General features: G+C 70.0%; 18 protein-coding genes. 5 read left to right on the top strand and 13 right to left on the bottom strand.

Features of this window, described 5'->3' with window-relative positions:
* Window positions 1–51: 51 nt before the first annotated feature.
* On the bottom strand, window positions 52–900 hold the full coding sequence (purU, locus tag KIP79_RS37140; protein ID WP_214109678.1) for a formyltetrahydrofolate deformylase: 849 nt from the start codon (window positions 898–900) through the stop codon (window positions 52–54).
* Between the two features lie 91 nt (window positions 901–991).
* Between purU and KIP79_RS37135 the strand changes: the two genes are divergently transcribed.
* Entirely contained in the window at window positions 992–1,429 is a 438-nt protein-coding gene (locus KIP79_RS37135; RefSeq protein WP_214109677.1) for an NUDIX hydrolase, read from the top strand.
* Between the two features lie 176 nt (window positions 1,430–1,605).
* Here KIP79_RS37135 and KIP79_RS37130 read toward each other — a convergent pair whose 3' ends face one another.
* Together KIP79_RS37130 and KIP79_RS37125 are read right to left on the bottom strand one after the other, a co-directional pair.
* On the bottom strand, window positions 1,606–2,109 hold the full coding sequence (locus KIP79_RS37130; RefSeq protein WP_214109676.1) for a GNAT family N-acetyltransferase: 504 nt from the start codon (window positions 2,107–2,109) through the stop codon (window positions 1,606–1,608).
* The gene (locus tag KIP79_RS37125; RefSeq protein ID WP_214109675.1) at window positions 2,106–3,674 is read right to left on the bottom strand and encodes a tetratricopeptide repeat protein; all 1,569 of its coding nucleotides are present in this window, start codon (window positions 3,672–3,674) and stop codon (window positions 2,106–2,108) included. The genes KIP79_RS37130 and KIP79_RS37125 overlap by 4 nt, the downstream gene beginning before the upstream one ends.
* A gap of 326 nt (window positions 3,675–4,000) precedes the next feature.
* On the opposite strand from KIP79_RS37125, the gene KIP79_RS37120 reads away from it, so the two are divergent.
* The 4 genes from KIP79_RS37120 to KIP79_RS37105 all read left to right on the top strand — a co-directional run bounded on the left by KIP79_RS37120 (window position 4,001) and on the right by KIP79_RS37105 (window position 7,239).
* On the top strand, window positions 4,001–4,261 hold the full coding sequence (locus KIP79_RS37120) for a hypothetical protein (protein ID WP_214109674.1): 261 nt from the start codon (window positions 4,001–4,003) through the stop codon (window positions 4,259–4,261).
* Window positions 4,262–4,752: 491 nt separating this feature from the next.
* Window positions 4,753–5,781 carry a mechanosensitive ion channel family protein gene (locus KIP79_RS37115; protein WP_214109673.1) on the top strand — a complete coding sequence of 343 codons (1,029 nt, stop codon included), beginning with the start codon at window positions 4,753–4,755 and terminating at the stop codon, window positions 5,779–5,781.
* A 137-nt stretch (window positions 5,782–5,918) separates the two neighbouring features.
* Window positions 5,919–6,296, top strand: coding sequence for a globin (locus tag KIP79_RS37110; RefSeq protein ID WP_214109672.1), 378 nt, complete (start codon window positions 5,919–5,921; stop codon window positions 6,294–6,296).
* A 109-nt stretch (window positions 6,297–6,405) separates the two neighbouring features.
* Window positions 6,406–7,239 carry a hypothetical protein gene (locus tag KIP79_RS37105; protein WP_214109671.1) on the top strand — a complete coding sequence of 278 codons (834 nt, stop codon included), beginning with the start codon at window positions 6,406–6,408 and terminating at the stop codon, window positions 7,237–7,239.
* A gap of 10 nt (window positions 7,240–7,249) precedes the next feature.
* On the opposite strand, the gene KIP79_RS37100 is transcribed toward KIP79_RS37105, so the two are convergent.
* The 10 genes from KIP79_RS37100 to cobC all read right to left on the bottom strand — a co-directional run bounded on the left by KIP79_RS37100 (window position 7,250) and on the right by cobC (window position 20,071).
* Window positions 7,250–7,639: an acyl-CoA thioesterase gene (locus KIP79_RS37100; protein WP_308170079.1), complete on the bottom strand. Its 390-nt coding sequence runs from the start codon at window positions 7,637–7,639 to the stop codon at window positions 7,250–7,252.
* 16 nt (window positions 7,640–7,655) lie between these two features.
* Complete coding sequence (gene ettA, locus KIP79_RS37095) at window positions 7,656–9,320, bottom strand: energy-dependent translational throttle protein EttA (RefSeq protein WP_214109670.1); 1,665 nt, start codon at window positions 9,318–9,320, stop codon at window positions 7,656–7,658.
* A gap of 10 nt (window positions 9,321–9,330) precedes the next feature.
* Window positions 9,331–10,644, bottom strand: a complete 1,314-nt coding sequence (locus KIP79_RS37090; protein ID WP_250214455.1) for a GGDEF domain-containing protein — start codon at window positions 10,642–10,644, stop codon at window positions 9,331–9,333.
* Between the two features lie 432 nt (window positions 10,645–11,076).
* Window positions 11,077–11,697, bottom strand: coding sequence for a single-stranded DNA-binding protein (gene ssb, locus KIP79_RS37085; protein WP_214109669.1), 621 nt, complete (start codon window positions 11,695–11,697; stop codon window positions 11,077–11,079).
* Window positions 11,698–11,805: 108 nt separating this feature from the next.
* Window positions 11,806–13,431 carry a GTPase gene (locus KIP79_RS37080; RefSeq protein WP_214109668.1) on the bottom strand — a complete coding sequence of 542 codons (1,626 nt, stop codon included), beginning with the start codon at window positions 13,429–13,431 and terminating at the stop codon, window positions 11,806–11,808.
* On the bottom strand, window positions 13,428–15,527 hold the full coding sequence (locus tag KIP79_RS37075; RefSeq protein ID WP_308170078.1) for a GTPase: 2,100 nt from the start codon (window positions 15,525–15,527) through the stop codon (window positions 13,428–13,430). Before KIP79_RS37075 ends, KIP79_RS37080 begins: the two co-directional genes overlap by 4 nt.
* Entirely contained in the window at window positions 15,524–16,756 is a 1,233-nt protein-coding gene (gene cobA / locus KIP79_RS37070) for a uroporphyrinogen-III C-methyltransferase (RefSeq protein ID WP_214109667.1), read from the bottom strand. Before cobA ends, KIP79_RS37075 begins: the two co-directional genes overlap by 4 nt.
* 127 nt (window positions 16,757–16,883) lie before the next feature.
* Complete coding sequence (gene speB / locus KIP79_RS37065; protein WP_250214454.1) at window positions 16,884–17,897, bottom strand: agmatinase; 1,014 nt, start codon at window positions 17,895–17,897, stop codon at window positions 16,884–16,886.
* A 19-nt stretch (window positions 17,898–17,916) separates the two neighbouring features.
* Entirely contained in the window at window positions 17,917–19,023 is a 1,107-nt protein-coding gene (gene cobT / locus KIP79_RS37060) for a nicotinate-nucleotide--dimethylbenzimidazole phosphoribosyltransferase (RefSeq protein ID WP_214109666.1), read from the bottom strand.
* Window positions 19,024–19,033: 10 nt separating this feature from the next.
* On the bottom strand, window positions 19,034–20,071 hold the full coding sequence (cobC, locus tag KIP79_RS37055) for an Rv2231c family histidinol phosphate aminotransferase CobC (protein WP_214109715.1): 1,038 nt from the start codon (window positions 20,069–20,071) through the stop codon (window positions 19,034–19,036).
* Window positions 20,072–20,415: the final 344 nt, after the last annotated feature.

Here is a 20,415-nt window from a genome sequence, read left to right as displayed (position 1 = left end):
CGGTGGCCGCCGCCTTGGGGCACGGCCACTGACCGGTCCCGCTCCGGTCCGCTAGCGGGGGAAGATCACCGTCTTGTGGCCGTCCAGCAGGATGCGGTGCTCGGCGTGCCAGCGGACCGCCCGGGCCAGCGCCTGGCACTCCAGGTCCTTGCCGATCCGCACCAGGTCCTCGGCCGAGTGGGTGTGGTTCACCCGGGCCACCTCCTGCTCGATGATCGGCCCCTCGTCCAGCTCGGCGGTGACATAGTGCGCGGTGGCCCCGATCAGCTTCACGCCGCGCGCGTGCGCCTGGTGGTACGGCTTGGCGCCCTTGAACGACGGCAGGAACGAGTGGTGAATGTTGATCACCCGCCCGGCCAGCTTCCCGCACAGGTCCTCGGAGAGCACCTGCATGTACCGCGCCAGCACCACCAGGTCGGCCCGGTAGTGCTCCACCAGGGTGAGGATCTCCGCCTCCTGCCGCGCCTTGGTCTGCGCGGTGACCGGCAGGTGGTGGTAGTCGATCCCGTACGACTGGGTGAGCGGCCGCAGGTCGGGATGGTTGGAGGCGACCGCCACCACCTCGATGTCCAGCAGCCCGGAGCGCACCCGGTAGAGCAGGTCGTGCAGGCAGTGGTCGAACTTGCTCACCAGCACCAGCACCCGGGGCTTGACCGCCCGCTCGAATAGCTGGAGCTCCATCCCGAAGTCGGGGGCGAGCGCGGCGAACGCCTCCCGCAGCCGGTCCGCCGGCTGCTCCCCGGTGAACTGCACCCGCATGAAGAACCGCTCCGCCTCCGGGTCGCCGAACTGCTGGCTCTCGGTGATGTTGCACCCGAGCCGTGCCAGTAACCCGGAGACCGCCGCGACCACGCCGGGCCGGTCGGGACAGGACAGAGTCAGCACATATTCGGGGTTCATCTGGGTTCCTTGGGCGCGCGGTTCCATCGGCTGAGCATGATATCCGCAATCCCGGCCGACGGCCGGGCAGCGGATGGCAGGATGAGGGAACGTGGCTGATTCCCGACCCGCGGCCCGGGTGCTCTGCGTGGACGCTCAGGAGCGGGTGCTCCTGCTCCGGTGGCACGATCACGTGAGTGACGTGATCTTCTGGGAGCCCCCCGGCGGCGGCATCGAACCCGGCGAGACGCCCCTGGAGGCGGCCAGGCGGGAGCTCGGCGAGGAGACGGGGTTACCCGGCGAGAGCGTGCTTGACCTGTGGGTTCCCGTGGAACGGGACTACCACTGGCTGGGCGTGCACTACGTGAAGACCGAGCCGTTCTTCCTGGCCCGCTTCGACCACACGCCGGATGTGGCCTCCACCGAGCTGACGCCCGAGGAGAACGGCACCTACCGGGGGCACGCCTGGCACACCCGGGAGGAGCTGGCCGCGCTCCCCGAACCGGTCGAACCGCCCAATCTGCTGGCCATCCTCGACCATCTGCTCTGAGGGAAACTTTCAGACGGTGCCGTCCCACCGCCGAAGCGTTCGGGAGAGCGTTTCCTGAGTGAATGACGTGCGAAGGGCCGGGCTCGCGGGGAACGCGACATATCTTTCCCAGCAGAGGTATAAATCTCATACGTGGGGACAAATGAGCGGTCCCACGCCGGAGCCCGGCCCGGAAATTACCTGATGAATTGACCCGAATTCACAGGGATTAGTGACTTTTCGCCGTAGAGCACGACCGTGTCGCCGCACACCTCCCGGCTGAGTTCGCGCCAGCCGTACTTGCGGTAGAGCTCGATCGCCGCGCCCTGGCGGAGGGTGGTGTCCCCGCGGAGCAGGCTGTAGCCCAGCTCGCGGGCGCGGTTCTCCAGCTGTTCCACGATCTGGGAGCCGTAGCCGCGGCGCTGGTACTCCGGATGCACCCGGAGCCGGCACATCTCGGCGGTCTCGTCGTCCAGGCGGCGTAGCCCGCCCATCGCGACGATCCTGGGCCCGGGCACCTCGCCGACCAGGAACTCTCCCCGGTCGGCCAGATAGACCTCACTGATCCGGGGAAAGTCGTCCTCGTAGTAGACGCCGTCGCCCGGTAACACGCCCACCTGGGCCAGGCAGATCTGGTGTAGCGCCCACACCTGGTCCAGGTCGGACCAGCGGTAGCGCCGCACGCGGAGCGGGAAGGTCATGCGCCCCCCACGAAGTCGCCGATGTCCAACTGCGCGCGCTCCAGCGCGACGGTCCGCAGCCGGTCCAGACCCTTGATCTCGCCGTGCCGGCCGACCACGCCGTTGATCAGCTCGTTCACCCTGCCGATCACCAGCTCGGTGCGGTGGGTCTTGTCGATCAGTTCCAGCGCGTTGACGGCCAGCGTCACGGCCTCCTCGGGGTCGCCCTCGATGAGGCGGCACTGCGCCAGGTCCAGCCGGATCAGCGTCTGGTCCAGCGGCTCGCCCTCGTACTGCCCGAGCGCCTGTTCCAGCACCACGTCGGCCTCCAGCGTCTCGCCGAGGCGGACCAGCACGTCGCCCTGGTAGAAGTAGAGCTGCCGCTCGGTGTAGCCGAACGCGGTGTCCTCCTGCTCGGAGGGCACCATCTGGGAGAACGCGGTGCGGGCCCGGGCCAGCGCCCGCTTGGCCTGCTCCACCACGTCCTTCTTCTGCCCGTTGCTGCCGGCCAGCATGGCCAGCGCCCTGGCCTCCACCACGGGCGCCATGGTCTTGGCCGCGCAGGGCGTCTGACCGGCCATGTCGCGGCTCTTCTTGGCGAGGGTGAGCGCTTCTCTGGGGTCGCCGTAGTAGAGCGGCACCAGCGCCTCCCTGGCCACCACCCAGGCCCGCAGCGCGCGGTCGCCGGTCTCGTCGGCGGCGGTCCGGCCGGTGCGGAAGAACGACCGGGCCATCCGGTGGTCGCCGAGGTCGATCATGATCATGCCGCACAGCCCGGAGAGCTGGGCGGCCATCCGGCAGAGCCGCTCCTGGAGGTCGACCGGCTGGCGCCGCTCCATCGCCTTGCGCACCGCGGCGAACTCCAGCAGCACGTCACAGAGGAGCCGGAGCGGCGGGGTGTTCATGTACTGGCGGCCGAAGCCGATCGTGGACTCTTCCCACTGATCGAGCATCGCGGGTGAGACGGTCGCCGACACCATCGTGTCGTCCATCCGCCGCCTGATGTTCTCTACCGCCCCCAGGACCTGGCCGTCCAGGCTCACCGAGGTGCCGGCGAGGAGCTTCAACAGCGTCCTCCTTAGCACGTTCTCGTCCTCCTCGCCCCTGGCCGCCGATTCGCCGTCGTCCGAGAGGATGAGCAACTCACGCGCCACAGGGGATGTGTCGGATCTTCCGTCCTGCAGGTCGCCGCCGCGGACGACGCCCGGCATACGGTGACCATGACCGCAGATGCAGGGCCCGTCGTAGCCGAGGGCGACCGGTTCGACCCGGTAGACGCAGCACAGGTAGTGGAGGTACTCGGGACCTGGGCGCTTCAACCCCGACTCGTACGCCGAGAGCAGGGTCTCCCCGATGCCGGGAATCGCCTTGCCGTCACGCTCGAAGAGGGCGCGCACCTGCTCGATCACGTCGGCGAGCGCGATGCCGTTCGAGAGCCGATGGGCCTTGATCCGGGTGGTGCCGAATGTCGGCGCGCATGTCTCGAAGATCTCTTCGGCGATGCTCGCCAGACTCCGCCCGGCCGCCAGGCCTTTGGCCCGGACCCGCCGCGCGGTCTCCGTCTCCTTGTGTTGCCTGCCGGACATACCGGCCCCTCTCTCGTGGCCGGCCGTACGTGCCGCCCACATGTCCCGACCGGTCCACATCTCTTGACTCAGCGTAACCCCAAGGTCGCACTGCGCCCAGACAAATGATGGACCAGGTTTTCCTGGCCAGGTCTCACGGTCGAACGTGCTGATTAAGGATCGTCCACCGCTGGGCTGTTTCTTTCAACCCACTTGGTGTTAACCCTATCCAGTGCTGCCATTCCCCTTCGTTGACCCGTGCGGCGTAGTAAGTCATCTTGGGCCAACCGGCACCGAAACGCTGAGCCGCAAAACACCGAAAAAGCCCCGAAGAAGGAGGACGAACGGTGGGGGAGGACGATTTCGGGCATCTGGAGCGTCTTGCTTCAGAGCTCGGCACTCGGGGACTACACGCGAGGGTGGTGCACAGCCAGACCGGCCGTGCCTTCGTTCGCGTGATCAACCCGAACGCGACCAGTCTCACCGAGAACGTCGTCTGTAAGGCGGCGGACTACTGGTGGTCCTGGGGGGAGCGCATGCACCGGGCGGACGACCCGGCCGGTGCGGCGACCAAGGTCGCGCGCGTACTCGCCGCGGTGGGCGAGTGATACATCGGCGATGGACCGGGTGAAGCGCAGTCACCTAGGCACATCGCGACCATCGCGGCTCCACGGAGCCGGTGGGACGTCCGGTGCGGAACGTTCCCCCAGGGGAACGTTGTGACGTCCCATCGGCTCCGCACCCACGAGAACCAGTGGTAACCAGCGGTAAAACGGCTCAACAGATTCTCGGGTACGGCTCCGGCGCGGGACCGTACCCGGCCGGCGCCATGTGGTCCCGCCGCCTTCCCGGCGGGGCCGGGTGGCCGATCGGGGGGATCCCCCTCTCGGAGAACGGCCGCGATATGCTTCCGGGTGCATGTCGCGGTCCTGCTCGCTGTCACGGGAACGTCCGGCCTCGCCCTCCGCGGCCCGAGGTCAGGCGTTCACGTCTCCCCGGCGGAATGTGACGGCGGCCGGTTCGCTCGGCAATATGGGTTAGGTTGACCTGCGTTGACCTGTCCTATACCGAATGAACCGATCCGAGGGGGATCCACCTCGTGTTCCTGCTCACCCCGAGCCCGAGCCCGACTCCCAGCCCGTCCTCGTTCGAGGATCAACTGAACAAGGCGGGAGAACACCTGGTCAGGGCGTGCACCGAAGGGGATGGGCTGATCTGCCCGCTGCTCAACGCGACACTGCCGGAACGGGCCAGCTATCCCGACTGGATTCCGCTGGTCGCCGGAGTCGCGGACGTGGTGCTCGTCGCGCTGCTCATCCTGGCGGCCGCCCTGATCCTGCGGAAGATCGCACACCGGCTGATCACCCGCCTGGCCATGCGGGCCGGGGAGGGCGTGCTGCCGGAGCGGCTGCGCCGGGTCACCCCCACCGAGGACGCGACCGCGGCCATCCTGGCCGAGCGGCGCCGCCAGCGCGGGGAGACCCTCGGCTCGGTCCTGCGCAGCATCGCCTCGGTGGTCATCCTGGGCACCGCGTTCCTGACCATCGCCACCAATTTCGGCATTCCGATCGCCCCGCTGCTGACCAGCGTCGGCATCCTCGGCGTGGCCGTCGGCTTCGGCGCGCAGGAACTGGTCAAGGACTTCATCGCGGGCATGTTCATGCTGATGGAGGACCAGTACGGGGTCGGCGACGTGATCGACACGGGCGTCGCGGTGGGCACCGTGGAGGCGGTCACGCTCCGCATCACCCGCCTCCGCGACGCGGACGGCAAGGTGTGGTACGTCCGCAACGGCACCATCACCCGGGTGGGGAACGAGTCCCAGGGCTGGTCACGCGCGGTCGTGGACGTGCCCGTGGCCTACAGCGCGGACGCGGTCCGGGTGCAGGACCTGCTCAAGAAGATCACCGCGGAGCTCTGGGAGGACGAGGAGTACCGGGACAAGGTCATCGTCGAGGAACCGAAGGTCTTCGGCATGGAGCAGATCTCCGAGACGGCGATCATCTTCCGGATCACCGTGAAGACCGTGCCCGGCGAACGCCTCGCCGTGTCCAGGGAAGTCCGCCGCCGCGTCAAGCGCGCCTTCGACGACAACGACCTCAGCTACGCGACCTTGACCGTCGCCTGATCCCTGTCCTGGCCGGCCATCCGGGTCGGCTGTCCAGCCGGGGAGTGATTCTCATCCCGCCCAGATGACTTCCGGGGTGAGAATTCTCCCCCGGGTCCCGCGCCTTTACTGGTGAGTAGCTGTCCTAGGCTGAAAACGTGACCAGCGAGGAGAGTTTCTACGACCTCATCGGGGGCGAGGAGGCGTTCAAGCGACTCGTCCACCGCTTCTACGAGGGTGTGGCCGAGGACACGCTGCTCCGCCCGCTCTATCCCGAGGAGGACCTCACCGGTGCCGAGGAGCGGCTGCGGCTGTTCCTCATCCAGTACTGGGGCGGCCCCGGCACCTACAGCCAGCAGCGCGGCCACCCCCGGCTGCGCATGCGGCACGCGCCGTTCGTCATCGGCACGGCGGAGCGGGACGCCTGGCTGCGGCACATGCGCGACGCGGTGGACTCCCTGGAACTCCCCACCGACCACGAGCAGAAGCTCTGGCGCTACCTGGAGTACGCGGCGCACAGCCTGATGAACGCTTAAGGCGAGGGCGATGCGGGCCGGGGCCGTGGACGGCTTCCGCGTCGACGTGGCGATGCCGGCCGGCTGACAGTCACCTCCGACGCACGCGGCGAGAGGGTAGCGTCGATTCATGACAGTGGTGCTCGACGAAGCCCCCTTACCGCTGGACATGATGGGGGCCGGTGATCCTCCTCTGCCGCCAACCGGAAGCATCTCGGATGCTGCTGGGCAAGGGCCGCTTCGGATCGGCCTATTCGGCGCGACCTCATCAGGGAAAAGCCGGTTGGCGAGCGAGTTGTTCGGACAGCTCCAGCCAACCGTCACGGCCTGGCCCGGCCCTCCGGAGGCCATGACGGGCCCCCTCATGCCTCCCCCTCAGCCTCCTGGTTCGACAGTCGTCGCTGCGCCAGACCGCCCCTCTGGCCCCCATTTCTTCATCTCCTATGCCCGCAGCCCCGCGGCCATCGCACTCGACAGTGCCTTCATTTCGAACCTGGACAGCAGGATCCTATGGATCCCCAGACCGGGCGTCGTCGTCGTTCTCTTAGGGTTGGACCGACTGTCTGTCTCCGATCACGACTGGCTGTCCGACATCCGGAACACGTTCTCGCGTCTCCTCGTCCAGATGTCCGTGCCGAAGACGCCTTTCGTCTTCCCGCACCAGCGGGACGGCCGCCCTGTCTGGCCGCCTCTGGAACTGCGGGAGAACTTTTCCCACCGCCTCGTCGCGCCGGTCGTGCCACCGGGAGACGTTCACACCCTCTCCCGGAGTCAACGGCGATGGATCTTCTGCGCGACCATCGCCGCCATGGGCTGGGCGGCCACCGCCAACCTCGTCCTGTCGATGCAGGATGTGGCCGCGTTCGCCAACTCCCTGACCGGCATCGACCCGTGGCTGACCAGCACAGCCGCGTGGATCATCGCCGGCAAGGCCTTCGACCGCCTCTACCCCGACGAGACGTAGGACCGCCACGCTAGAGGGTGTAGCGGGCGAGGTGGGTCTGTTCGGATGAGGTGAGGCGGCGGGGGCGGCTGTTCGCGGTGTCGTAGGCGACCATGACCGAGCGGGCCTCGACGTAGACGGTGTCGTCGTCGCGGATCTCGTAGGCCAGGGTGAAGCGCACGGGGCTGGCCGAAGTGACCCAGGTCTCGACCCGTACGGGGTCGGGGCGGAAGGTCAGCGGGTGGCGGTAGTCGATCTCGTGACGGGCCACCACGAGGCCGCGGTGCGGCTGGCCGCCCGCCCGGATCGGGTCCAGGTAGAACATGGCCAGCCGCGCGTCTTCCAAATAATCGAAGAAGCGGACGTTGTTGACGTGCCCGAGCTGATCGATGTCGGCGAACCGGATCTGCCGCGGGAACACATGGCGTTCCGGCACGCTACTCGCGGGTCAGCTTGCGGTAGGTGACCCGGTGCGGCCTGGCCGCGTCGGCGCCCAGCCGCTCGATCTTGTTCTTCTCGTAGTCGGCGAAGTTGCCCTCGAACCAGAACCAGTTCGACCCTTCCTCCCAGGCGAGGATGTGGGTGGCGATCCGGTCCAGGAACCACCGGTCGTGCGAGGTGATGACCGCGCAGCCGGGGAAGTCGAGCAGCGCGTTCTCCAGCGAGGAGAGCGTCTCGGTGTCCAGGTCGTTGGTCGGCTCGTCCAGCAGGAGCACGTTTCCGCCCTGCTTGAGGGTGAGCGCCAGGTTCAGCCGGTTCCGCTCGCCGCCGGACAGCACCCCGGCCTTCTTCTGCTGGTCGGGCCCCTTGAACCCGAAGGCCGCGATGTACGCCCTGGACGGCATCTCCACGTTCCCGACCTTGATGAAGTCGAGCCCGTCGGAGACCACCTCCCAGACGTTCTTGGTGGCCTCGATGCCGCCCCGGCTCTGGTCCGCGTAGGAGATCTTCACGGTCTCGCCGATGGTGATGCCACCCTTGTCGGGGGTCTCACCACCGGTGATCATCCGGAACAGGGTGGTCTTGCCCACACCGTTGGGGCCGATCACGCCGACGATGCCGTTACGCGGCAGGTCGAAACTGAGATCGTCCATCAACAGCCGGTCCTCGAAGCCCTTGGTGAGGTTCTCGGCCCGGATCACGGTGGTGCCCAGGCGGGGGCCCGGCGGGATCTGGATCTCGTCGAAGTCGAGCTTGCGGAACTTGTCGGCCTCGGCGGCCATCTCCTCGTACCGCTGCAGACGGGCCCGGCTCTTGGTCTGGCGCGCCCGGGCGTTGGAGCGCACCCACTGGAGCTCCTCCTCCAGGCGCTTCTTGCGCTTGGCGTCCTTCTGCCCCTCGACCCGCAGCCGGGTCGCCTTGGCCTCCAGGTAGGTGGAGTAGTTCCCCTCGTACGGGAAGCACCGCCCGCGGTCGAGCTCCAGGATCCAGCCGGCCACGTTGTCCAGGAAGTAGCGGTCGTGGGTGACGGCCAGCACGGTTCCCGGATACTTCTCCAGGTGCGACTCCAGCCACTGCACGCTCTCCGCGTCCAGATGGTTGGTGGGCTCGTCCAGCAGGAGCAGGTCGGGCTGCTCCAGCAGCAGCTTGCAGAGCGCGACCCGGCGGCGCTCGCCACCGGACAGGGTGGTCACCGGGGAGTCGGCGGGGGGGCAGCGCAGCGCGTCCATCGCCTGCTCCAGCTGGCTGTCCAGCTCCCAGGCGTTGCGGTGGTCGATCTCGTCCTGCAGCTTGCCCATCTCGTTGAGCAGGTCGTCGGAGTAGTCGGTGGCCATCAGCTCGACGATCTCGTTGTACCGATCGAGCAGCGCCTTGGTCTCCGCGACACCCTCCTCCACGTTCCCGAGGACGGTCTTCTCCTCGTTCAGCGGCGGCTCCTGCATGAGCATGCCGACCGTGAAGCCGGGCATCAGCTGGGCCTCGCCGTTGGAGGTGGGCTCGATGCCCGCCATCATCTTGAGCAGCGTCGACTTGCCCGTGCCGTTGGGACCGAGCACGCCGATCTTCGCACCGGGGAGGAAGGAGAGCGTGACGTCGTCAAGGATGACCTTGTCCCCGACTGCCTTACGCACACGTCGCATCGTGTAGATGTACTCGGCCATGGCACAAAGCTTAGTGGCCCGCGCCGGGCTTCCCGTCCGCCGGTGGATTTCGGGTGGCCGGTAGGCAGATCCGGTCCCGCCCGAGCTCCTTGGCCCGGTAGAGCGCCAGGTCGGCGGCGGCCAGCAGCTCGATCAGGTCCTCCCCGTGCATGTTCATGATCGCCACTCCGGCCGAGATGGTCACCGTGATCATGGCGTCCTCGGCGGGCACCGCCATCCGCCCGACCCGGCTCCTGAGCCGCTCCGCCACCCGGCGGGCCTCGGCCACGTCGGCCCTGGGCAGCAGCACCACGAACTCCTCGCCGCCGAACCTGCCGACCACGTCGTAGTCGCGCAGCTGGCTGCGGAGGGTGGCGGCCACCCCGATCAGCACCTGGTCGCCCACCAGGTGGCCGTAGGTGTCGTTGACCCGCTTGAAGTGGTCGATGTCCACGATGAGCAGGGCCAGCATCTCGCCGGTGCGCCGGGCCCTGACGATCTCGGTGTCCGCCTCGCGCTGCCAGGCGGCGGCGTTGAGCAGGCCGGTCTTCGGGTCGGTGCGGGCCGCCGCCTGGAGCTGGGCGTGCAGCAGGCTGCGCTGGAGCAGCACCACGGGCGGCAGCGCCAGCAGCAGCAGGGCCACGTTGATCCCGCACAGGATGGCCACCGAGACCCCCAGGCAGAGCTCCACCGCGTCCAGCAGCAGGCTCTCCCGATCCCAGAGCACGTCCCGCCAGCGGGTATCGGGGTCGGCGGTGTGCGCCGCCACCGCGATCAGCCCGGTGTTCAGCACGGTGAACAGCGCCGCGCAGGCCACCGCCGTCAGGATCGGCAACGCCGCGCCCCGCGCCAGCTCCCCCGGGCCGGCCACCCGCAGGTGGAACAGCACCGAGGCGCTCCCGGCCGCCAGCCCGATGGCCGCCGCGCTGAACACCCTCCGGTAGGCCACCGTGGCCCGGACCCGCAGTTGCAGCAGGATCTGCAACGGCACGGGGGCGAGCAGCGCGTAGACCGGCGGCAGCAGCAGCGCGGCCGGCAGCCACCAGGCGGAGAGCAGGTCGCGGGAGACGCCCGCGGGCATGCCGAGCCGCCGGGTGGCCTCGATGCAGACCGCCCCGCAGCAGGTCAGGGCCACGAAGGTGGCCAGGTCGTCCAGCGCGAACCGGGTGGTCGCCGCGAAGTAGCCGATCGCGGCCAGGTCCAGCGCCACGATCGCGCACAGGTACAGCACCAGCGGACGCCGCTGCGCGAGCAGCGGCCACCGGCCGCCCCGCCCGGGCAGCCCGCCGAGTGGCTTGGCCGAGATCTGACTGGGCGCCGCCATCCCGTCCCCCAACGCATCCATCCGCTGACTCCAGCGTCTCACGATGTGTAACACAATAGTTGCGGAGTGTGCGACGTGCGACGGGAACCGCTACCTTGGGCAAGGTGGCCATCGGTTCTGATGGCCTCGGGGCGGCTCTGTGGTGATTCGCCACAGACCGCCGGTTTTTGGTGGGGAACCGCTCCTTCGCGGGCGGGCCGTGTGGGAAAGGAGCAGCCATGGTGCGGGGCGTTACCTGGACCTGATCTGGTGCTCTTGCAGCGACGCGGATCGTCGCCATCGGCCGATCTCCGGACCCGCCCGCGTTCGAGCCACAGTGCTCCGAACCACTGGTGTTGAGCTCATTCACGCCACTGGTTCGCGGCACGTCTCGAATCCCCCGGGAGGGCACCGGCCCGCGCACGGCCGATGCCCCCTCCCCTCGAACACCCGCGCACCGGCGGCGTCACCGCGTCAGGCGGCCAACGGCAGGGCCCCGCCGGGCCACGGAGCGTCCTCCTCGCCTTGGCCTTGACCCTGGCCCTCGCCCTCGCCCGCGGCCTGGCCTGTCCCGCCGACGGCGTCCCCGCGGTCGGCGTCCGTCTCCTGCTCGGCCACCTCGCCGTCCAGCAGCCGGAGCGCGCCCGAACCCGCGCCCACCGCCAGCTCCCACTCCCGGGTGGCGTCCTCCATCGCCCGCAGATCCCTGGCCGCCGCAACCGGGCCCGTGGCTCCCCGCACCGGCCGCTCGAAGCTGGTGATCCCCCACTTCAGGTCGTGCCCCACCGAGGTGGCCTCGACCTCCGCCCAGAAGCGCTGCTCGCCGTCCCGCTCGAACTGCTTGATACGCAACTTCCCGGCGACCACCACCGGGTGGCCGCGCCGCACCGACTGGGCGACGTGGTCGGCCAGGCCCCGGTAGCAGCGCACGGTGTAGTAGGTGGTCTCACCGTCCTGCCAGGTCTGGGTCTGGCGGTCCAGGTAGCGCCGGTTGACCGCGACCCGCATCGAGGTCGCCCGGGAACCGTCGCCGAAGGTGAACTGCCGGGGGTCGTCGGTGACGTTCCCGCTCAACGTGACGTAGATCTCGCTCATGATCAGCCTCCACGGTCCGGACCCTCGCCGGACCCGGAGGCCACCGTGCCGCGCGCCGACCCCGCCGCGCGGCCCCGAACGCCGTTCTGTGGATATCCACAGGCCGGGCTAGTACCGGGCGGTGTTCAGCGCCTCGTGGTAGTCGTTGTAGCGCTGCAGCTCCCGCTCCACCGGCTCGAGGACCAGTTCCTGGGCCACCGTGGCGACCCGGCGGCGCATGTCCCGCTCCAGCCGGTCCCGCTCCTTCCCGGCCGCGAGCACGATGAAGTTCCTGCTGGCCACCGCGGTCAGCAGCCCGAGGCCCAGCACGCTGGCCATCATCAGCCCCACCCAGGGCAGGACCGACACCTCCCCCAGCAGCTTGACCGGCGGCTCGCCCGCGTCGAACACGCCGTACGCCAGGATGGCCCCGAACGCGGCCAAGCCTGCCACGAAGAGCAGGACCAGCAGGTACTGCCAGATCTTGGCCAGCCACCACCAGAAGGGCACCCGGTCCAGCGGCGGCGCGATCTCGCCCAGCTCGTCGGTGAGCACGGTGGGCAGCTGGCCGGCGCGGGACCTGGCCGCGTCCCGCAGGCTGTCCTGCCAGATCTCCGGCATGCCCTGGGAGAGGCCGTCGGCCAGCGCCTGCACGGCGTTGTCCACCTCCGCGGGCTGGGCCTGGACCGAGCCGCTGACCAGGGCTCGGATGTCCTCCTTGACGTCGCCCAGGCGCAGGTTCTTGAGCGGGTCGCGGCCGAGCGCCGCCGCCCAGCGGGCGTAGGGCCAGCCCACCCAGTCGACCGAGCGCACGCCGTACACGTTCTCGATGGCCTCGCCGACGGCGGGGGCGCCGACGGCGTCGCAGAGGGCGTCGGTGAGGCCCGCGCGGCGGGCGCCGTCCACGGCGGGCTCCACCCGGAGCATTTCCGGCATGTCCTTGGCGACCCGGACCATGAGCTTGTCCAGGTCGGCCTCCAGGCGCAGGTACCCGGCGCGGCGCATGCTCACCGACTCGGCCAGCACCGCCTTGAGGCTGTCGATGCCCTTTCCGGTGGAGGCCGAGGTGGCGACCACCTTCGGGTTGGCCACGCCCTCCCTGGCCAGCAACTCCTCCAGGTCGGCCACGCAGATGGCCTGGTCCTCCGGGCTGAGCCGGTCGATCTGGTTGAGCACGAAGACGGTGACCGCGTCGTGCCCGGCCAGCTCCGTGACGTACCGCCGGTGGGTGGCGGCGTCGGCGTACTTCTGCGGGTCGAGCACCCAGACGATCAGGTCGGCGGCGGTGATCAGCCGGTCCGCCTCGGTGTCGGTGAGGGCCCGGATGGAGTCGTGGTCGGGCAGGTCGAGCAGGATCAGGCCGTGCAGCTGGCTCTCGCCCTTGTCCAGCGCGCTGGCCCGGGCGAACCGGTGCCGCCACTGGATCTGCAGCCAGTCCAGCAGGGGCGCGGCGCCCTCCAGGCCCCAGACGCAGGCGTGGGTGCGCGCGGTGGTCGGCCTGCGCACCCCCGTCGGCGAGAGCTCAAGACCCGAGACCGAGTTGAACAGCGAGGACTTGCCGCTGCCTGTGCCGCCGGCCAGCGCCACCACGGTGTGGTCCGGGGAGAGTTTGAGCCGGTTGCCGGCCCGCAGCAGCAGCTGGGTGGACTCGTCGAGCAGCTCCGGGTCGACCCGGCCCTGGCCCAGATCCACCACCCGGGCCAGGGCGGCGAGCCGGGAGCCCAGGCCGTGCCGGGGTTCGGCGCTGATTGTCATCGGGCGACCTCGAGGTTGTAGGTGGCCTGGTAGAGCCGGGTGGCGGCCGCTTCGTCGGGGATGCCGGCGCTGTCCAGCGCGTCCACGTAGCGGAGCGTCTCGTCGTCGAAGAGCAGGCCGATCCTGGCCCGCAGGTCGCTGCGGGCCTTGGCGCTGATGCTGCGGAGCGACTCGGCGCCGAGCAGGCCGCGCAGCAGCCGCTGGGGCAGGGCGCTGTTGCCGGAGCCGACCGAGACGTCGGTGGTGCCGTACCCGAGCAGGCCGACCGTGAAGATCAACGCCAGCGACTGCACGTCGAAGGAGACCAGCTTGGCGACCGAGCGTTTGGTCACGCCCTCGGTCCTGACCAGTTCGGTCACGTGATCCTGCCAGGAGGTGACCATGCGCGCGGTGCGGCGGGCCGCCTCCTCGCTCGGCCGCCCTAAACCGGGCAGTGCGGCCAGCCGGTCCCCGGCCCCCGCCCGCTGCCGCCACCGGGTGACCACGTCCTCGGCGGCCCGCTGGGCGGCTGAGGTGATCACCGACTCCAGGCCGGTGTGCAGCGCGCTCTTCAGCGCGCGCAGCCGCTCAGGACCGTGCTGCCCGGCCTTGCTCGCCCGGCGCAGCTGGAGCGTGCGCATCAGGTCGCCGGAGCCGGCGAAGTCCTGCCAGCGGGCCAGCACCTCGCCGCGGAGCAGCGAGCCGTTCCTGGTGGCCTCGTCGATCTCGGCCAGCGCGCCCATGAAGGCGGCGTCCACGTCCGAGCGCAGGTCGGCGCGGAGCGCGACCTGGGTCTCCAGGTGCCGGGCGAGCGCGGGGACGCGGTTGCGGAAGCTGTTGAGCACGCCGTTCAGGGTCGTCTGCACGGCCTGGGTACGCCGCTGGTCGTCCACCGAGAGCTCGGCCAGCCACATGCGCAGCTCGGTCACCTGGTCGTCGGGGAGGCGGCCGTCGCGCACCTCGGTCTCGTTGATGATGAAACGCTCGACCTCGCCGAGGCCGTACTCGTCGAGCATGCGGGCGAAGTGCTTGACGATGACGTCGCGCGACTTGGCCGGGACCCGGGAGAGCACGATCACCAGGCGGGCGTTGCGCTCCTTGGCCAGGCGGAGCAGGCCCCAGGAGGGGGCGTCGGCGTACCGGGCGGCGGTGGTCACGAACACCCACAGGTCGGCGGCGTCGAGCATGCGGTGCGCGATCTGGTGGTGCTCCTCGACCACCGAGTCGATGTCCGGGGTGTCGAGCAGGGCGACGCCCTGGGGGAGGCGCTCGGTGGGGGCGATCACGATGCTGTCCTGGCCGGTGCCCTCGCGCGGGCGGTCCAGCCGGGTCAGGCCGCCGAGCAGGTCGCCCTTGGTGAACCAGTCGCCGTCGTCGGGGTGGCAGGCCAGGACGGGGGTGCCGGTGGTGGGGCGGCGCACGCCGGTGGCGCTGACCCGCTGCGCGGCCAGCGTGTTGACCAGGGTGGACTTGCCGGCTCCGGTGCTGCCCGCGACGACGATCAGCGCGGGGGCGGTGCTCATGTGGACCCGGGGGATGACGTAGTCGTCGATCTGGGTGAGGACGGCGGCCTGGGCCTTGCGGGCCTCGTCGGCCCCCGGGATGTCCAGGCCGAAGTGCAGGCCGGTGACGGCCTCCCTGAGCTGCGCGAGCGCGTCGGTCAACGCCGACGAGACGGCCTCGGGGAGTTTCTCCTCGGTGAACGCTCCACCCTTGGGCGCGGGCGCCTCCTCCGGTTCCGCGTCCTCCGGCTGCTCGCTGTCCGGTTCCTCGGCTTCTGAGGTGGTGTCGGCCGATTCGTCTGTCGCGGCGGTCTGATCCTCGTCGGTGGCGTCCTGCGCGACAGGGTCGTCGTCGTGGTCGTCCGCCGGGGTGTCCGCTGCCTGGCCGGGATCCTCGTCCGCCGCCGCGCTCACCGAGAGGTGGGCCCACGCGCTCTCCGGCCGCCTCCCCTCCTGCGCCGGCAGCGTCTTCGCCCGGGCCGCCGAGACCGCGGCCGGGTTGATCACCGGTTCGGGCGTTTCGCCGTCGCCGGTGGAAGCGCCCTCGGGCGTGGCATCACTCGGGCCGCCCTCGTCATGGTCCGGCCCGGAACTCTTGTTGGCGGCCGACTTCACGGGACCCGCTCCGTTCGCACCATCTCAATCTCCTGGCCGACTCCGACGACGTCCCCGATGATCACGATCGCCGGGGGCCGTAGCCCAGCGGCGGTCACTCGCTCTGCCACGGTGGACAACGTGGCGGTTACAGCGCGCTGGGTCGGAAGAGTACCGTCCTGTACCACCATTACGGGAGTTTCCGGTGAACGTCCGTCACTTTGCAGGGTTTCGGCGATCTCCGCGATCCGTTCAACCGCCATCAGAAGTATCAGGGTTCCCCCCGATCGCGCCAATCCCTTCCAGTCAACCGTGGAGTCGGGATGCCCAGGAGCCACGTGCACGGAGACCACATGGAACTCCTGGCTGACGCCTCGATGGGTGACCGGAACCCCGGCGGCGGCCGGAACCGCCACCGCGCTGGTGATGCCGGGCACCACGGTGACCGGAATGCCGGCCTCGGCGCAGGCGATCATCTCCTCGCCGCCGCGTCCGAAAACGAAGGGATCGCCGCCTTTGAGGCGGACCACGAACTTGCCCGCCCGGGCGTGCTCGACCAGCAGCTCGTTGATCCGCTGCTGGGACAGGAACCGGCCGTACGGGACCTTGGCCGCGTCGATCAGCTCCACGTCGGCCGGCAGCTCGTCCAGCAGGGCGCGCGGGGCCAGCCGGTCGGCCACCACCACGTCCGCCTGGGCCAGCAACTGGCGGCCACGTACCGAGATCAGGCCGGGATCGCCGGGGCCGCCGCCGACCAGGGCCACCCCGACCGGTTTGGTGCGGTGACGACGGGCGTCGACCGTACCGTCCCGGAGGGCGCTCACCACGGCGTCGCGTACGCCCGCCGCGCGGCGGGGGTCGCCACCGGCGGTGATCGCGATGCTGATCTCGCCGACCCGGCCGCTGGCGGGGGTCCAGGCCGCCGAGGCGTCCTTGTCGTCGGCGCGTACGCACCAGATGCGCCGGTCCTCCGCCTCCGCGGCGATCGCCGCGTTGGCCGCGCGGTTACTGGTGCAGGCGTGGACCAGCCAGGCACCGTCGCAGTCGCCCGGCTGGTACGGCCGGCGGATCCAGACCACCCGGCCGTCCGCGATCAGATCGTCCAGCGCGGGGGTGACGCTCGGCGAGACCAGGGTGATCGAGGCGCCCGCGTCCAGGAGCGCGGGGACTCGACGCTGGGCGACACGCCCGCCGCCGACGACCAGCACCCGCCGGCCGTCAAGCTGGAGTCCGAGCAGATAGGGCGCCATTTCTCCTCATTGCGGCAGCACGCGGATGGTCAGTCGTCAAGGGGTCTCGTTCTTCAATTAGTCATATCGTCATTCGTCAAGAGAAAAACCTACCGCCTGACCTGTGACGGCACCCACGAGATGCCGCTTATCGGCCGTCGAGCAAGGGCTTGCGGGGGTCCCAGGGCTCTCCGCCGGCGGCCACCTGGCGGCGGCGGGCGATGGCCGAGAGGGCTTCGAGGATGACCCGGTTGCCGAGGAACGCGGTGATGTCGGCGTGGTCGTACGGCGGGGCGACCTCGACGACCTCCAGGCCGACCACCGGGAGTTCGTAGCAGATGCGGCGGACCGCGTCGAGGAGTTCCCTGGCCGAGAGGCCGCCAGGCTCGGGGGTTCCGGTGCCCGGGGCGTGACCGGGGTCGCAGACGTCGATGTCCACCGAGAGGAAGACGCCGTCGCAGTCGTCCATCGCGATCGTGAACGCCTCGGTGAGGCATTCGGGGAGGCCGCGGGTGACGATCTCCGTCATTTCGTACGATCGCATGCGCTGGCCGGCCATCCAGTCGAGGATCTGGGGGCCTGGCCAGTAGCCGCGCAGGCCGAGCTGGAGGAAGCGGTCGCCGCGGATGGCGCCGGACTCGATCAGGCGGCGCATGGGCTGGCCGTGGCCGTACAGGTGGCCGAACTCGATCTCTCCGGTGTCGGCGTGCGCGTCGAAGTGGATCATCGAGACCCGGCCGAATCCGTGGTGTCTGGCCACTCCTCTGGCGTCCGGGAGCGCGATCGTGTGGTCACCGCCAAGGATCACCGGGATGGCGCCGGAGGCCGCGATCGTGTGGACGGCTTCCTCGATGTCGGCGATCGACTTCTCCAGGTCGCCCGAGTAGCACTCGACGTCGCCCGCGTCGAGCACGCGCAGGTCCGTCAAGCCGTCCACGCGCAGTGCCAGGCTCGGCCGTGAGCCGTCGTGGGCCAGGTAGCACGCCTGCCGCAACGCCTGCGGCCCGAACCGCGCGCCCGGGCGGTTGCTCGTCCCGCCGTCGAACGGCGCCCCGACGATCACGACGTCCGCGCCCGCGAGGCTCGCCGCGTCGGTCAGGTCGCACCGGTCCACGCCGAGAAATGTGATGTCCGGGCCATACATCGCCCCATACCTAGCCATGGGCCCCATCATGTCGGGACTATTCGCCCGCCTTGTCGGTGACCCCGGCCGAGTCGAAGGTGGCGACATCGTGCAGGACGCGAACCGCAGCGAGCACGAGCGGGTACGCCAGGAGGCCGCCGCTGCCCTCGCCGAGGCGGAGTTCCAGGTCCACGAGCGGGCGGAGGCCGAGGAAGTCGAGGGCGGCGGTGTGGCCGGGTTCGGCCGACCGGTGCCCGGCGACGCAGTAGCCGACGGCGTCCGGCGCGAGCGCCGCCGCCGCCAGGGCCGCCGATCCGGCGATCACGCCGTCCAGGACGACCGGTACGCGTTCCGCCGCGGCGCCGAGGATGAATCCGGCGATAGCCGCGTGCTCGAAGCCGCCGACCGCGCTCAGGATCCGCAGCGGCTCATCGTCCGGGTGGATCTCGTTGGCCTGGAGGGCCTGGCGGACGATGTCGATCTTGTGGTGCAGGGTGGGGTCGTCAATGCCCGTGCCGCGGCCGGTGACCTCGGCGGGGGGACGGCCGGTGAAGGCGGAGACGAGGGCGGCCGAGGCGGTGGTGTTGGCGATGCCCATGTCGCCGGTGATCAGGCAGCGGCTGCCCTGGGCGATCAGGGTTCTGGCGACCTCGATGCCGGTGGTGAGGGCGGTGATGGCCTGGGCTTCGGTCATCGCGGGGCCCTGGGAGAGGTCGGCGGTGCCGGGGGCGGTTCTGCGGTCGAGCAGGTTGGACGTGCCGGTTCCTGTGCTGGTGGATTCCCGGTCGATCTGGGTGAGGAGCGGGTCGAGGTCGGTGGCCACGCCGACGTCGACGACGGTGACGGAGGCGCCGGCCTGGGCGGCGAAGGCGTTGGCGACCGCGCCGCCGGACAGGAAGTTGGCGACCATCTGGGCGGTGACTTCCTGGGGCCACGGGCTGACGCCCTGGGCGTGTACGCCGTGGTCGGCCGCGAAGATCGCCAGGGCGACCGGTTGTGGGAGGGGCGGTGGGGAGAAGCCCGCGATGCCCGCGAGGCGGGTGGCCACGTCTTCCAAGGCACCCAGGGAGCCTCGGGGTTTGGTTAGCCGGTCCTGGTGTGCTCGGGCTGCCGCCATCGCCGTTTCGTCCACCGGGTGGATGGCGGCGATCGTCTCGTTCAGCACTGGGCGCTCCTCAGGGGTGGGGGGTCTCGTTCATTGTCGCCGCCAGGGCGGTGAGGAACGCGTCCGAGGTGGCCTCGTTTCGTACGGCTACGCGGATCCAGTCGTCGTTCAGGCCGGGGAAGGTGTCGCCGCGGCGTACCGCGAAACCCTTGGCGCGGAGGGGGATGCGGACGTTCGGGAGGCGTACGCAGAGGAAGGACGCTCGGGGGTCGGGGACGACGTGGGCGCCCAGGGTGTGGAGGCCGGCGAGCAGGTGGGTGCGGTGGGTGGTGAGTTCGTGGGCCCAGTGGTCGGTTTCGGCGAGGGCTTGGGGGGACATGCAGGCTTCGGCGGCGGCGAGGGCGGGGGTGGAGACCGCCCATAACGGCTGGGCTTCGGACAGTTCGGCGATGAAGGCGGGGTCGGCGAGGACGTAGCCGACTCTGAGCCCGGCCAGGCCCCAGGTTTTGGTGAGGCTGCGGATCACTACAAGCCCTGGCAGCCTGGTCGATGTCAGGGACTCCGGCTCACCTGGGACGCAGTCCGCGAACGCCTCGTCGACCACCAGGATCCGTCCCGGTCTCGCCAGTTCTCCCAGAGTCTTTGCCGGATGCAGGACCGAAGTGGGATTTGTCGGATTGCCTACCATCACCAGGTCGGCGTCCTCCGGGATCCGATCCGGATCGAGGGTGAATCCCTCCCCCAGAATCACTTGCTCCACCCGATGCCCGGCCGCACGTAGCGCCGCCTCCGGCTCGGTGAACTGCGGATGCACCACCACCGCCCGGCGAGGCCGCACCACCCTGGCGATCAGGACAAACGCCTCGGCAGCCCCCGCGGTCAGCAGGACCTCATCCGGCTCCCGCCCATGCCGCCCGGCCACCACCTCCCTCGCCCGTTCCCCGTCCGGGTAGGCCGCCAGCTCCCCCAACGCCTCCCTGATAACCGCTTCCAACCACCGAGGCGGCATCCCCTGCCGAACATTAACCGCAAGATCAACCAACCCCGGCCCCACCTCCCGATCCCCGTGAAACCGCAACCCTCCACCCACATCCCCAAAATCCACGATCCCCGACCCTACGCACCAGCCCCCATCCCAACGGCCCCGGGTCCGCCCGAAGGCCGAAGGTGGCGCGCCGAACGGCACCGAAAGTGGCGTGCCCGGACGGCAACCGACCTCCCAGCGAAGCTGGGGCCGGACCCGAAGGGCCAAACGAATGGGCGGGCGGGATTGCCTCGGCAGCCAATCATTCGCGGCGCCACGCGGCAGCCGCCCCTCCCAGCGGAGCCGACCCGGACCCGAAGGGCCAAACGGATGGGCTGGTGGGATTGCCTCGGCAGCCAATCCGTGTGTGGAGGCGGTACCCGGGGGATCCTGGTTGCCGTGGTCCTCCCGCCCACCCGCCCCCTCCG

Source organism: Acrocarpospora catenulata (assembly GCF_018476525.1).
Lineage (GTDB): Bacteria > Actinomycetota > Actinomycetes > Streptosporangiales > Streptosporangiaceae > Acrocarpospora > Acrocarpospora catenulata.
Note: the sequence above shows the minus strand (reverse complement) of the source record. Positions and strands in the feature narration are given on the sequence as shown.

Coding starts and splice junctions, on each gene's coding strand:
- cobA (WP_214109667.1), bottom strand. CDS start 16,756: ATGGCGCCCTATCTGCTCGGACTCCAGCTTGACGGCCGGCGGGTGCTG.
- KIP79_RS37125 (WP_214109675.1), bottom strand. CDS start 3,674: ATGTCCGGCAGGCAACACAAGGAGACGGAGACCGCGCGGCGGGTCCGG.
- KIP79_RS37130 (WP_214109676.1), bottom strand. CDS start 2,109: ATGACCTTCCCGCTCCGCGTGCGGCGCTACCGCTGGTCCGACCTGGAC.
- ssb (WP_214109669.1), bottom strand. CDS start 11,697: ATGAGCGAGATCTACGTCACGTTGAGCGGGAACGTCACCGACGACCCC.
- KIP79_RS37080 (WP_214109668.1), bottom strand. CDS start 13,431: ATGACAATCAGCGCCGAACCCCGGCACGGCCTGGGCTCCCGGCTCGCC.
- speB (WP_250214454.1), bottom strand. CDS start 17,897: ATGGCTAGGTATGGGGCGATGTATGGCCCGGACATCACATTTCTCGGC.
- KIP79_RS37105 (WP_214109671.1), top strand. CDS start 6,406: ATGACAGTGGTGCTCGACGAAGCCCCCTTACCGCTGGACATGATGGGG.
- purU (WP_214109678.1), bottom strand. CDS start 900: ATGAACCCCGAATATGTGCTGACTCTGTCCTGTCCCGACCGGCCCGGC.
- KIP79_RS37090 (WP_250214455.1), bottom strand. CDS start 10,644: ATGGATGCGTTGGGGGACGGGATGGCGGCGCCCAGTCAGATCTCGGCC.
- ettA (WP_214109670.1), bottom strand. CDS start 9,320: ATGGCCGAGTACATCTACACGATGCGACGTGTGCGTAAGGCAGTCGGG.